Consider the following 12,543-nt stretch of genomic DNA (forward strand, 5'->3'; position numbering starts at 1 on the left):
CCCGTCCTGTCAAACCCTTACTCCCATTCCAGTTCCTTGAAGGCTGCGGTGGCGTCGCGTGCCGCCGATTCTGGGAAGGAAGCCCATTCCCCGGCAAAGGGCTGCAGGGCCTCGACGATGACCGGCACGGCCTGGGACATCGGCAGGCCGTCGCGGACCGCCTGGCGGGTCGCCTCGGCCAGGGTTGTCAGGAAATCCTGCTGGGCGGTGACGGCCTCGGACCAGTTTGCGGCGACGGGGCCGTGGCCGGGCACTACCGGTCCGCCGGCCTGCGGCGCCGCCATCCAATCCAGCCAGCCGGGCAGCGACCCGTCCACGATCGGCGTCAGCCCGCGAAACACCAGGTCGCCCGCGAAGAAGGTGCCGGTCGCCCGGTCCAGCACCGTCAGGTCATTGTCGCTATGCGCCGTGGCCACGGCTTTCAGCGTCAGGACCCGCCCGCCCAGGTCGATGTCCCGGCTGTCCGCGACCGCGACATCCGGCAGGACGACCCGGGTGCCCGCCATGGCACCCGCACCGTAAAGCCGGACAAGGTTTTCCAGGTAAGTCGGACCCCGCCCCTGCAAGGCGTCCGCCAAGCCTTCATGCCCGACGATTGTCGCACCCGCTTCGCGAAAGACCTCGGCGCCCAAGGCATGGTCGGGATGCATATGCGTGACGATCATGTGGCTGATCGGCTTGTCGCTGATCCGGCGGATGGCCGCGAACAGCGCCTCGCCCTGCCGGCGCGAGGCACCCGCGTCGATGACGGCGATGCTGTCCCGGCCGATGACGAAGCCCAGATTGGCGATCCATCCGTCGGGGCTGTCCTCGAACTGGGCAACCTGGCCGACATGGACGTGAACGCCGTCCGCGACGGGCTGGACCGGAAGGGCGGGCAGGTCGGCTGCGGGCGCGCATCGCGTGCCGTCCAGAATCCAGTCCGGCCGGCCTTTCAGCCAGCCGGCGGCGATTCGCGGTGCGGCTGCCGTGCAGGCCTCGGTTGTCTCGAAAGGCTCGCCAACCAGCGTAACCGCCCCGCAGGACCCAGAATTCGCCGCCAGACAGATGGACAAAATGGCATAAAGCATTGCCGATACTTCCCAAGACGACCGCAGGATGGCCAACTTTTCGTGACCCTGCGACCTTAGTCGTGTTGAAAGGCGTTGTCTCTCCTCTAACATACAACGCAGTCGCCGTGATGGCGGCCGTGGATTTGGAGGAAATGCATGGCTTGGACGAAACCGACCCTGAAAGAAATCGCCTGCGGCATGGAAATCAACATGTACGCCCCGGCCGAGGACGAACCGGTCCTGTTCTGAGGCACTTGCTTCAGGCATCATGAACGGCCCCGTCCGACACCCTCGGGCGGGGTCTTTTCGTCAGGGACATCATGAAGATCATCTTGCTGGGCGCCGGGGCTGGCGGCGGGCTGCCGCAATGGAACTGTGGTTGCGACAACTGCAATGCCGCACGGGCCGGGCGCATCCCGGCGATGACGCAAAGCTCGATCGCGGTCAGCGCGGATGGGAAGACTTGGGCGATCCTGAACGCCTCACCCGATATCCGCGCGCAGCTGGCGGCCACGCCCGCGCTGCATCCGACCGGGTTGCGCGACATGCCGCTGCATTCGGTGCTGGTGACGAATGGCGATATCGACCATGTGGCGGGGCTGCTGACGTTGCGCGAAAGCCAGCCCTTCACGTTGCTCGCGACACCTGCGATCCACGAGGTGCTGGCCCAGAACCCGATGCTGTCGGCCCTGCGCGGCGATCTGGTGGCGCGGCAGCCCGTGGCCCTGGACCAGACGGTCGAGATCGCGCCGGGTCTGACGGCGACGCTGTTCGCCGTTCCCGGCAAGGTGCCGCTGTATCAGGAAGGCGAGGTCGTCGAGACCGGCTTGGTGGGCGAGACGACGGTGGGCGTGGAACTGGCGGCGAACGGACGCCGGGCGCTGTATATCCCCGGCTGCGCCGAACTGCCCGGCTGGCTGTCAGACCGCATCGCCGGGGCCGACCTGCTGATGTTCGACGGCACGCTGTGGGACGATGACGAGATGATCCGCATGGGCCTGGGGCAGAAGACCGGCCGCCGCATGGGCCACATGCCGGTGATGGAAACCATGGCCGCGATGCGGGATCTGCCTGTCGGGCAAAGGGTCTTCGTCCACATGAACAATTCCAATCCGCTGACCGACCCGGCCAGCGATCAGACGCGCGAAGCAGAAGCCAGCGGCTGGCAGATCGGCCGCGACGGAATGGAGATCACGCTGTGAAAGACATCCAGGACCAGCCCCAGTCGCGCGAGGAGTTCGAGGCCCGCCTGCGGGCCATCGGCGCCAAGCGTTATCACGACCGCCACCCTTTCCACGAACGCCTCCATGGCGGCCATTGCACCCCGGACGAGGTGCGCGCCTGGGTCATCAATCGCTGGATGTACCAGTCGCGCATCCCGATGAAGGACGCGGCCTTCATGTCCCGCGTCGAGGATCCCGATCTGCGCCGCCACTGGCGCAAGCGGATCGAGGATCACGACGGCGGCGTGACCGAAGGCGGCGGCATCCGCCGCTGGCTGGCGCTTGCGCAGGCGGTGGGGCTGGACCCCGATTACGTCGCCAGCGGCGTGGGCATCATGCCCGCCACCCGGTTTGCGGTGGATGCCTATGTGCGCTTCGTGCGCGACATGCCCCTGCTAGACGCGGTGGCTGCCAGCCTGACGGAACTGTTCGCGCCGAAAATCCATGCCCAGCGGATCGAAGGACTTCTGGCCCATTACGATTTCGCTGACGACAGCAGCCTGTCCTATTTCAGGAAGCGCCTGACCGAAGCGCCCGAGGACGTGAAGTTCGGGCTGGATTACGTGCTGACCCATGCCGACACGAAGGAAAAGCAGGATGCGGCGGCGGCGGCGCTGATCTTCAAGACCGACGTTCTGTGGGCGCAGCTTGATGCGCTGTGGCACGGCTATGTCGAAGGCAACATCCCGCCGGGCGCCTGGCGGCCGGGCGAAGGAATGGCGCCATGACCGCCCAGCCAGCCAGCATCCGGCCAGCCCCCCTGGTTGCCCCCGACGACATCCCCTATCTGCCGCGCGGGGTGCGGTTGCAGGATGACCGGGTGCGCGGCATTCGCGTGCTGCAAGCCCCCGAACGGGCCATGCAACTGGATGCCATCGGCGACGCGATCCTGGGCGAGTTGGACGGCAGCCGCAGCATGGCGGCCATCGTCAGCGGCCTTGCCGCGCGCTATAATGCGCCGGAAGACCAGATCGCGGGCGATGTGCGCGACTTCCTGACCGGGCTGATCGAACGCCGCATGGTCTTTGTGAGGCAGCCATGAAGGACCAGCAGCACCAACCCCGCGACCTGGACGGCAACCCCGTTACCCCCGGCCTGCCCATGGCGATGCTGGCCGAGGTGACGCATCGCTGTCCCTTGGCCTGCCCCTATTGTTCCAATCCCGTGGAACTGACCCGCGCCGCGCAGGAACTGACGGCCGACGACTGGGGCCGCGTGTTCCGGCAGGCCGCGGATCTGGGGGTCTTGCAGGTCCATATCTCGGGCGGGGAACCGGGCGCGCGGCGCGATCTGGCGCAGATCGTGGCCCATGCCCGCGATGCGGGGCTTTACGTCAACCTTATCACATCCGGCATCGGCATCACGCGTGAGCGGCTGGAGGAACTGGACCGCGCGGGCGTGGATCACGTCCAGTTGTCCTTGCAGGGCATCCGCCCCGACATGGCCGACCGCATCAGCGGCCATCCGGGATCCTGGGACAAGAAGATGCACTTCGCCGAATGGGTCAAGGACATCGGCTTTCCCCTGACCATCAACGCCGTGGTCCACCGCCAGAACCTGGAACGCCTGCCCGACATGATCGACCTTGCCGAGACCTTGGGCGCACGGCGCATCGAGGTCGCGACCGTGCAGTTCCACGGCTGGGCGGATCTCAACCGCAAGGCGCTGATGCCCACCCGCGAACAGGCGGCCTTTGCCCGGCAGGTGGTGAACGACGCGCGCGTTCGCCTGCGGGGCCGCATGGTCATCGACTATGTTCCCGCCGATCACCACGCTGTCTTCCCCAAGGCCTGCATGGGCGGCTGGGGATCGACCGGGCTGAACGTCGCGCCCGACGGCACGGTGCTGCCCTGCCACGCCGCGCAATCCATTCCCTGGATGCGCTTTGAAAACGTCCGCGACCGCGACTTGGGCGAGATCTGGCAGAACTCGGACAGCTTCAACGCCTTTCGCGGCACCGGCTGGATGCCTGAACCCTGCCAGTCCTGCGACCGCAAGACCATCGACTTCGGCGGCTGCCGCTGCCAGGCCATGGCGCTTGCAGGCGATGCGCGGGCGACCGACCCGGTCTGTTCGCTGTCGCCGCTTCACGCCCAAGTGGTGGCCCGTGCCGAGGCCGATGCCGGTGCGGATACCGCCAACCTGATCTATCGCCGCATGAGGAAAGGAGACTAGCGATGAAGGCCCACATCCTTGCCGCGCTGCTTCTGGCCACGCCCGTGGCGGCACAGGACAACCCCCTGCAGAATTCACCCACCTGGGACGATCTGCGCGATTCCGTCCTGGGCCTGTCGGCCGAGGTTCCGCTGGATCTGGCGGTGCTGGATCTGGAGGCCCCCGTGCGCGCGCACGAGGCCGCGATCGTGCCCATCCGCCTGACCCAGCCCGAGGATGCCCCGCCGGTGCAGGCGGTGACCCTGGTGATCGACGAAAATCCCGCGCCGGTGGCTGCCGAATATACCTTCGGTCCCGCCATGGCCCCGCTGGATTTCGAGTTCCGGGTGCGCGTGGACAGCTATTCGGATGTGCGCGCCATCGCCGATACCGGCAACGGCAACCGCGTGATGGCGGGGCGCTTCGTCAAGGCCTCGGGCGGCTGTTCCGCCCCCGCCGGCAAGGACATGGCCGAGGTCGAGGCGACCATGGGCCAGATGCGGTGGAAAAGCGACCAGCAGGACGGCCGCGCCATCGGCACGCTGATGATCCGCCATCCCAACTTTTCGGGGCTGCAACGCGACCAGGTGACGCTATTGAACATCCCTGCCCATTTCATCGACCGGCTGGAGGTGCGGCAGGGCGATGAGGTGCTGTTCACCTTGCAGGCTGGCATCTCGATCAGCGAGGATCCGGTGTTCCGCTTTGCCTATCGGTCCAACGGTCAGCCCATCCGCGTCCATGTCGAGGATACGGAAGGCAATCGCTGGGACCAGACCTTTGATGCCGTCAATGGATAAGGAAACCATCATGACCAGACGCGCCGCCATCGCCGTGGATATCCAGAACGACTATTTCCCCGATGGAAAGTTCCCGCTGGAGGGGATGGAGCAGGCCGCCGCCAAGGCCCGCTCGGTTCTGGACGCCGCCCGCGAACGCGGCGACCTGATCGTGCATGTGCGCCACGAATTCGCCGATCCCTCGGCGCCGTTCTTCCATCCCGGGAGCCACGGCGCCGAAATCAATCCCGCCGCCGCGCCCCGGGGTGACGAGATCGTGGTGACCAAGAACAACGTCAATGCCTTCAAGGACACCGACCTGAAGCGTATCTTGGACGACAACGGCATCACCGACGTCGTGATCGTCGGCGTCATGAGCCATATGTGCATCGACGCCGCCACCCGCGCCGCATCCGACCTGGGCTACAAGACCACGGTGATCGCCGATGCCTGCGCGACGCGCGATCTGGAATTCCAGGGCACGACCGTCCCGGCGGCCCAGGTCCATGCCGCGATGATGAGCGGGCTGGCCTTCGGCTATGCGACCGTCACCGACGCACAGGACTGGATCGCCGGCCGGACCACCGCCTGACCGGTCCCGCCGACCGCGACTTTTGTCGCAGATGCGGGCTTGCTTTGCGGGGGCAGTGGCCTACACTCGGATCAAGAATGCGGAGGGGAGACCGCAGGACCATCCGAGGAGGGAAACCACATGACAGCCGCAGCCATGCAGGCGCGATCGCCGCAGACGCCACGGCAAAGTGCCGATCAGGTGCGTGAGATCCTGATCGTGGACGACCACCCGCTGATGTGCGACGCGCTTGCATTGACGCTGAAGATCAGCTTCGGTCTGAAGAATGTCCGCACCGCCCGCAGTCTTGGCGCGGCCCTTGAAGGGATCAAGGCGCAGGGCGCCCCGGATGCGGTGATCCTGGACCTGAACCTGCCCGACGCGCGGGGGGCCGAGGGCATCGTGACATTGCGCCGGCAGTTGCCCGACGTGCCGATCACGATGATTTCCGCCGACATGGACAGCGCGATGATCTCGGCCGCAATGGCGGCGGGGGCGCAGGGCTATATCAGCAAGTCCCTGGGGCGCGAAGCCCTGGTGGACAGTCTGCGCCGCATGTGGGAAGGCGAACATGTCACGCCCGAAGGCTATGCCCCCGACCAGGCCGACGCCGATGACGCGGCCAAGGCCGAACTTGCCCGCCGCTTCGCCACGCTGACGCCGCAGCAGATGAAGATCCTGCGGTTGATCTGCCAAGGCAAGGCGAACAAGGAAATCAGCTATGACCTGTCCATCGCCGAGGCGACGGTGAAGACCCATATCACGGCGATCATGTCCAAGATCAACGCGCGCCGCCGCACCCAGGCGGTGCTGCTTGCAAATACGGTCCGGCTGTTCGAGGCGGGCTGATGGATACCGGCCCGGTCGCGAAGGAGGGCGCCATCGGGCCGGTGGCCGTGCAGGCCGACCGCGGACAGGCCGATTGCGGCCGGATCCTGCTGGACGGCCTGCGCGGAGCCGATCCGGGCCTGGTCCTGATCTTCGGCGCGGATGGCGCCGAACTTGCCGCGCTTGACGCGGTGCTGCGCGCGGGCCTGCCCGACGGTTGCCTGATCGCGGGATGTTCGTCCGCCGGCGAGATCGGCCCGTCGGGCTATGCCTCGGGCAGCATCGTGGCGATCGGCTTTCCCGCGGCCCATTTCCGGGCCTCGGCCCTGATCCTGCCGAACCTGGATGCCCTGCCGGTATCGGACTGGATGGCGGCGCTGCGCCGGTTGCAGGCAGGATTCGGCCCCGATCCGCAACGGGCGCTGTTCGGGCTGTTGCTGGTCGATGGGCTGGCGGGGCAGGAAGACGTGCTGGTCGCCACCATCGACGCGGCCCTGCCATCCGTTCCCACCCTTGGCGGGTCTGCGGGCGACGGGCTATCCTTCCAGCAGACCTGGCTGCTGGCGCAGGGACAGGTCATCACCAATGCCGCCGTCTTCCTGCTGGTCGAAACCGATCTAGCCGTCAGCGAGGTGACCTTCGCCCATTTCAGCCCCACCGCTACCCGCGTCGTGGTGACGGCGGCGATCCCCGAAAAGCGCCGCATCCTGGAACTGAATGCCGAACCCGCGGCCGAGGAATATGCCCGCCTGACCGGGATCGCGCCCGATGCGCTGACACCCAGCGAATTCGCCCGCCACCCCCTGCTGCTGCGGATGGGCCGCCATCACCACGTCAGGGCCATCAGCGCCCAGACAGCCGATGGCGGGCTGTCCCTGATGTCGGCCATCGACACCGGCACTGTCCTGACCCTTGGGCGGGCCGAGGACATGACCCAGGGTTTCGCCGAGGCGCTGGCCTCCCTTCCCCGTCCGCCGCTGATGGTGCTGGGCTTCGACTGCATCCTGCGCAGGCTGGCCCTGGAACGCGAGGGGCTGCACGACCAGATGTCGGAACTGCTGGCGCGCTATCGGGTCGCGGGCTTCAACACCTATGGCGAACAGCACAGCGGGATGCATGTGAACCAGACCTTCGTGGGCCTGGCCTTCATGCCCAATACGGACGCGCCCGCCCATGCTTCGTGACGATGACGGGCCGGAACGCCGGGTCGAAAAGCTGTCCCGGATCAACCAGGTGCTGATCGACCGCATCGACCGGCTGGAGGAATCGCGCGGTTCCGCCTGGTCGATGTTCCAGGCGGCCGTCGCCCTGGAACAAGAGGTGATGGTCCGCACCCGCGATCTGGAACGCGCCCTGGCGGATCTGTCGCAGCGCAACCGCGAACTGGCCGTCGCCCGCGCATCGGCGGAAGAAGCCAACAGGTCCAAGACCCGGTTCCTGCGGGCCGCCAGCCACGACCTGCTGCAACCCCTGTCGGCGGCGCGGCTGTTTCTGGCGGCCCTGGCCGACACGCCCCTGAACGAACATCAGCGCGAACTGACCGACCGTCTTTCGGGCGCCTTCGAATCGGTGGAACAGCTGATGCACGCGGTGCTGGACATTTCCCGCCTGGACAGCCAGCGGATCGAGTTTCATCGCCAGCCCGTGCCTCTTGGCGATCTGTTCCGAAAACTGGCCATCGAATACGCGCCCCTGGCCGAGGCGAAGAACCTGCGTTTGTCCTTCGTGCCGACCGACGCGGTCGTGGAAAGCGATCCGGTCTTTCTGCGCCGCATTGCGCAGAATCTGGTGTCGAACGCGATCAAGTACACCCACCGGGGCGGCGTGGTCGTGGGGGCGCGACGGCGCGGACCTTTGTGCTGGCTTTGCGTCTATGACACGGGCGTGGGTATCCCCGCGGTGGACCGCAACCGGATATTCGACGAATTCCAGCGCCTTGGAAACGATGCGCGCACGCCGGGCATGGGGCTGGGCCTGTCCATCGTGCGACGTGCCTGCGCCAAGCTGGACCACCCGATCCGCCTGGATTCCGAGGCGATGCGCGGCACCGTTTTCCGTGTCGGACTGCCGCTGGTCCAGCAGGCCAACCGCCCCGGTCCCGACCAGCCCGCCCGTTCCACCCTGCCCCTGCGCGGCCGCGTCGCCCTGGTGGTGGAAAACGACCACGGCATGCAGCGCGGATACGAGATGATCCTGCGCGACCGCCTTGGCATGGTCGCCCGCGTGACCGGCGGCACGGCCGAGGCTCTGGCGACCATGGGCGACGACCCGCCCGACGTGATCCTGGCCGATTACAACCTGGAAAACGGCGATACCGGCGTCCAGGCCATCGCGGCGCTGCGCCAGTCGGCGGGCCAGGCCATACCGGCGGTGATGATCACGGCCCATCGCGATCCCCAGATCGCCCGCAGTTGCGCGGCGATGCATGTGCATCTGATGGAAAAGCCCGTCCGCCCCATCGAACTGGCCGAAATGTTGGGCGGGATCCTGGGGTGACCTGGATGATCTGCGACCAAAGGCCGAGGGATCGGGGGCTGGGCTTGTCCCCGGCCACCGCCTTGGCAACTCTGACACCGCATGTGGGAGGAATACCATGAGAAAAGCCATTGCCGCGGCCCTGTGGCTGGGCCTGTCCGCGCTGACAACCGGCCATGCCCTGGCGGGCGAGGCCGGGGATGCCGTCTTCGCCGAACGCGGCCCCTGGTCGCTGGACGGTCAGGAACTGCAATGGTCCGTCCATGTTGAGGGACCGGATGCGCCGGGCTTTCTGCGCGTCAACGACGGCAGCGTGATCCTGGCCGAGGCCATCGATCCGTCCGACCAGCAGCCGGTCCTGCAACTGACCCAGAAGACCGACACCCGGACCCGCCAGATCGGGCCTTTCCCGATTTCGGGCGGCGATCCGGTGCTGACCTTCTTTCTGGAACAGACGGCCCGCGACATGGCGGGGCTGACCGGCGGCAGCCCGCATTACATCCGCAACCGCATCAAGGACGCGCTGTTCCGCGGCGGCCAGATCACCCGGCAGGGCGAGGCATCGGTCGCCACCTTCACCCCCTTTGCCGAAGATCCGAATGCGGCACGCATGGGCGGGTTCCAGACGCTGACCCTGACCTTCGTCCTGGGCGATCCCAAGCAGCCGATCCGCGAATTGCGCGCCGAAACCCAAGGCGCGCAGCCCGGCTATCTGAACCGGATGGCCTTGCAATGATGCTGCGTCTGATCGCGCTTGGCACGGCCCTGGCTGCGGCCGCCCCGGCCCATGCGCAGGCGGTGAACGATTATCCGACCAACGCGCGGGCGGAATATGTCTTTGCCTGCATGGCCACGAACGGCCAGACCCGCGACATGCTGGACCGCTGTTCCTGCGCCATCGACCAGATCGCCGAAGTCCTGCCCTACGAGGATTACGTCCAGGCCGAGACCGTCCTGCGGATGCAGCAGACCACCGGCGAACGGTCCGGCATGTTCAAGAGCATGGCCCAGATGACCGAGATCGTGGCCGGGCTGAAGCGCGCCGAGGCCGAGGCCGAAATCCTGTGCTTCTGAGCCATCCCTTCGCCCGGTAAGTAACGGGCAGGCCGATCGACCGGCCCCTGTCAGACCAGCGCCATCCCCAGGGCCGCCCCCGCCCCCAGCGCCAGCACCACCGCCAGCCAGACCGGCGCGCCGCGCCGGACCAGAATGGGCTGGACCGGGCGCGCATCCTCGGGGTGGGCGCGTTCCCACAGGGCCTGTTCCACGATGCGCGGCAGAAGCGGGCCATATCGTCCAACGGTCTGCGCCACGCGCGCCATGTCGCCCGCCAGCGCCTTGGGTCCGATGTTCGACCGGATGTAGTCGGACACCACGGGCTTGGCCGCGTCCCAGATGTTCAGCTGCGGATCGACCGACCGGGCAACACCTTCGACCACGACCATGGTGCGTTGCAGCAGGATCAGCTGCGTCTGCGTCTGCATCCCGAAGCGTTCCGTCACCTCGAACAGATAGGCCAGCAGGTTTGCCATCGAAATCCGGCTGGCATCGGCACCGAAGATCGGTTCCCCCACCGCGCGCAGGGCGCGGGCGAACTGCGCCTCGTCCCGGTCGCGGGGAACATAGCCCGCCTCGAAATGGACGCGGGCGACGCGGCGGTAATCGCGCTGGATGAAGCCATACAGGATCTCGGCATAGATGCGGCGGGTGTATTCGTCGATCTCGCCCATGATGCCGAAGTCATAGGCCAGCACGTCGCCATTCGCCGCGACCTTCAGGTTGCCGTGATGCATGTCGGCATGGAAGAAGCCGTCGCGCAGCGCGTGCTGCAGGAAAAGCTGGATCACCCGCGCGGCGATCCGGGTGGTGTCATGGCCCGCCGCGACCAGTGCGGCGCGATCGCCCATCGGCAGCCCTTCCGCCCAATCGGACGTCAGCACCCGGCGCGAGGACAGGTGCCAGTGCGGCTGGGGAATGGCAAAGCCCGCGTCGCCCTTGGTGTTTTCCGCAAATTCGGACGCATTGGCGGCTTCCAGCCGCATGTCCTGTTCGGCGGTCACGGTGGATTCGAAATGGCGCACCACCTGACGCGGGCGCAGGCGGCGGCTGCCGGGCGACAGGAATTCGATGATGCCTGCGGCAAAATAAAAGGCGTCGATGTCGCGGCGGAAGGCGCCGGCGATGCCGGGGCGCAGCACCTTGACCGCGACCTCCTGCCCCGTCTCGCGGATCCGCGCGCGGTGGACCTGGGCGATGGACGCCGCCGCCACGGGTTCGGAAAACTCCGAAAACAGCTGACCCATCGGCTGGCGCAGGTCGGCCTGGATGATGTCCTTGGCAATCTCGGTCGGGAAAGCCGGCAGGCGGTCCTGCAGCATCCGCAACTGCTGGGCCATCTCGACGCCCACAACATCGGCGCGGGTGGACAGGATCTGTCCGAACTTGATGTAGGCAGGGCCAAGCGCGGTGATGGCCCGCGTGATCGGCGGCAGGTTCGGATCGCCCTTGTAGCCCAGCCAGCGGAACGGCCAGCCCAGGACGCGGGCCGCGATCCGCAGGCGGGGCGGCGCCTCGACTGCGTCAAGGACGGCGCTCATGGCGCCGGTGCGTTCGAAGGTGGCGCCCGTGCGGATCAGGCGCAAAAGGTTATGCGGACCCCTCACAGCTTCCAGCCCGAATGCAGCGCAGCGATCCCCATCGACAGGTTGCGGTATTGCACGCGATCAAAGCCCGCCGCGCGGATCATGTCGGCGAAGCTGTCCTGGTCGGGAAACTTGCGGATCGATTCGACCAGGTATTGATAGCTGTCGCGATCCCCCGTCACCGCCTGGCCCATCGCCGGAATGACGTTGAAGCTGTAGCGGTCATAGGCCCATTGCATCGCGGGCACCGGGATCTGGCTGAATTCCAGCACCATCAGCCGCCCGCCGGGCTTGAGGACGCGGTAAGCCTCGGCCAGGGCGTCGGGAATCCGGGTGACGTTACGGATGCCGAAGCTGATCGTATATCGGTCGAAGCTGTTGTCGGCAAAGGGCAGCGCCATCGCATCGCCCGTGACCCAGGACAGCCTGTCGCCCTTTTCCACCGCATCGGCACGCTTGCGCCCCTCGACCAGCATGGATTCGGTCATGTCGCAGACGGTGACGCGGGCCGCCGGCGCGCGGTCCAGAAAGCGGAAGGCCACGTCGCCCGTCCCGCCCGCCACGTCCAGAAGGTGCTGGCCGTCGCGCGGGGCCAGCCAGTCCATCATCGCGTTCTTCCAGACCCGATGGATGCCCGCGCTCATCAGGTCGTTCATCAGGTCATAGCGGCTGGCGACCGATGAAAAGACCCCGTGGACCATCCCGGCCTTGGCATCCTCGTCCACGGTCTGGAAACCGAAATGGGTCTGCTTCTTGTCGCTCATGCCGCTTGCCGATCCGCTGTTTCATCGCCAGATAAGCCCGACGCATCGGCCGCAC

15 protein-coding genes are annotated in these 12,543 nt (G+C 66.9%); 12 read left to right on the top strand and 3 right to left on the bottom strand.

The features are described from left to right. Positions 1-17: 17 nt before the first annotated feature. Positions 18-1,070 carry a quinoprotein relay system zinc metallohydrolase 2 gene (locus tag RAH32_RS12300; RefSeq protein WP_306608235.1) on the bottom strand — a complete coding sequence of 351 codons (1,053 nt, stop codon included), beginning with the start codon at positions 1,068-1,070 and terminating at the stop codon, positions 18-20. A 138-nt stretch (positions 1,071-1,208) separates the two neighbouring features. Between RAH32_RS12300 and pqqA the strand changes: the two genes are divergently transcribed. The 12 genes from pqqA to RAH32_RS12360 all read left to right on the top strand — a co-directional run bounded on the left by pqqA (position 1,209) and on the right by RAH32_RS12360 (position 10,156). Continuing rightward, positions 1,209-1,301, top strand: a complete 93-nt coding sequence (pqqA, locus tag RAH32_RS12305; protein WP_076522366.1) for a pyrroloquinoline quinone precursor peptide PqqA — start codon at positions 1,209-1,211, stop codon at positions 1,299-1,301. Between the two features lie 71 nt (positions 1,302-1,372). After that, positions 1,373-2,254, top strand: a complete 882-nt coding sequence (gene pqqB, locus RAH32_RS12310; protein ID WP_306608236.1) for a pyrroloquinoline quinone biosynthesis protein PqqB — start codon at positions 1,373-1,375, stop codon at positions 2,252-2,254. Beyond that, positions 2,251-3,003 (top strand): pyrroloquinoline-quinone synthase PqqC, encoded by a 753-nt coding sequence (pqqC, locus tag RAH32_RS12315; RefSeq protein WP_306608237.1) that lies wholly within the window; start codon positions 2,251-2,253, stop codon positions 3,001-3,003. Before pqqB ends, pqqC begins: the two co-directional genes overlap by 4 nt. Beyond that, a complete protein-coding gene (gene pqqD, locus RAH32_RS12320) occupies positions 3,000-3,317 on the top strand; it encodes a pyrroloquinoline quinone biosynthesis peptide chaperone PqqD (RefSeq protein WP_306608238.1) in 318 nt (105 codons plus the stop codon). The genes pqqC and pqqD overlap by 4 nt, the downstream gene beginning before the upstream one ends. After that, complete coding sequence (gene pqqE, locus RAH32_RS12325; RefSeq protein ID WP_306608239.1) at positions 3,314-4,450, top strand: pyrroloquinoline quinone biosynthesis protein PqqE; 1,137 nt, start codon at positions 3,314-3,316, stop codon at positions 4,448-4,450. The genes pqqD and pqqE overlap by 4 nt, the downstream gene beginning before the upstream one ends. A 2-nt stretch (positions 4,451-4,452) precedes the next feature. Then, positions 4,453-5,229 carry a quinoprotein dehydrogenase-associated SoxYZ-like carrier gene (locus RAH32_RS12330; RefSeq protein ID WP_306608240.1) on the top strand — a complete coding sequence of 259 codons (777 nt, stop codon included), beginning with the start codon at positions 4,453-4,455 and terminating at the stop codon, positions 5,227-5,229. A gap of 10 nt (positions 5,230-5,239) precedes the next feature. Beyond that, positions 5,240-5,800, top strand: a complete 561-nt coding sequence (locus RAH32_RS12335; RefSeq protein WP_306608241.1) for a cysteine hydrolase family protein — start codon at positions 5,240-5,242, stop codon at positions 5,798-5,800. A 120-nt stretch (positions 5,801-5,920) separates the two neighbouring features. Then, positions 5,921-6,628 (top strand): response regulator transcription factor, encoded by a 708-nt coding sequence (locus RAH32_RS12340; RefSeq protein ID WP_306608242.1) that lies wholly within the window; start codon positions 5,921-5,923, stop codon positions 6,626-6,628. Continuing rightward, complete coding sequence (locus RAH32_RS12345) at positions 6,628-7,791, top strand: FIST N-terminal domain-containing protein (RefSeq protein WP_306608243.1); 1,164 nt, start codon at positions 6,628-6,630, stop codon at positions 7,789-7,791. The genes RAH32_RS12340 and RAH32_RS12345 overlap by 1 nt, the downstream gene beginning before the upstream one ends. Then, a complete protein-coding gene (locus tag RAH32_RS12350) occupies positions 7,781-9,103 on the top strand; it encodes an ATP-binding response regulator (RefSeq protein WP_306608244.1) in 1,323 nt (440 codons plus the stop codon). The genes RAH32_RS12345 and RAH32_RS12350 overlap by 11 nt, the downstream gene beginning before the upstream one ends. A gap of 97 nt (positions 9,104-9,200) precedes the next feature. After that, the gene (locus RAH32_RS12355) at positions 9,201-9,818 is read left to right on the top strand and encodes a hypothetical protein (protein WP_306608245.1); all 618 of its coding nucleotides are present in this window, start codon (positions 9,201-9,203) and stop codon (positions 9,816-9,818) included. Next, on the top strand, positions 9,818-10,156 hold the full coding sequence (locus RAH32_RS12360) for a hypothetical protein (RefSeq protein ID WP_306608483.1): 339 nt from the start codon (positions 9,818-9,820) through the stop codon (positions 10,154-10,156). The genes RAH32_RS12355 and RAH32_RS12360 overlap by 1 nt, the downstream gene beginning before the upstream one ends. Positions 10,157-10,206: 50 nt before the next feature. Here the strand turns inward: RAH32_RS12360 and ubiB are convergent, their stop codons facing one another. Beyond that, positions 10,207-11,745 carry a 2-polyprenylphenol 6-hydroxylase gene (ubiB, locus tag RAH32_RS12365; RefSeq protein WP_306608246.1) on the bottom strand — a complete coding sequence of 513 codons (1,539 nt, stop codon included), beginning with the start codon at positions 11,743-11,745 and terminating at the stop codon, positions 10,207-10,209. Beyond that, on the bottom strand, positions 11,742-12,488 hold the full coding sequence (ubiE, locus tag RAH32_RS12370) for a bifunctional demethylmenaquinone methyltransferase/2-methoxy-6-polyprenyl-1,4-benzoquinol methylase UbiE (protein WP_306608247.1): 747 nt from the start codon (positions 12,486-12,488) through the stop codon (positions 11,742-11,744). Before ubiE ends, ubiB begins: the two co-directional genes overlap by 4 nt. Positions 12,489-12,543 lie beyond the last annotated feature (55 nt).

This window comes from Paracoccus yibinensis (genome assembly GCF_030846195.1).
Taxonomy (GTDB): domain Bacteria; phylum Pseudomonadota; class Alphaproteobacteria; order Rhodobacterales; family Rhodobacteraceae; genus Paracoccus; species Paracoccus yibinensis.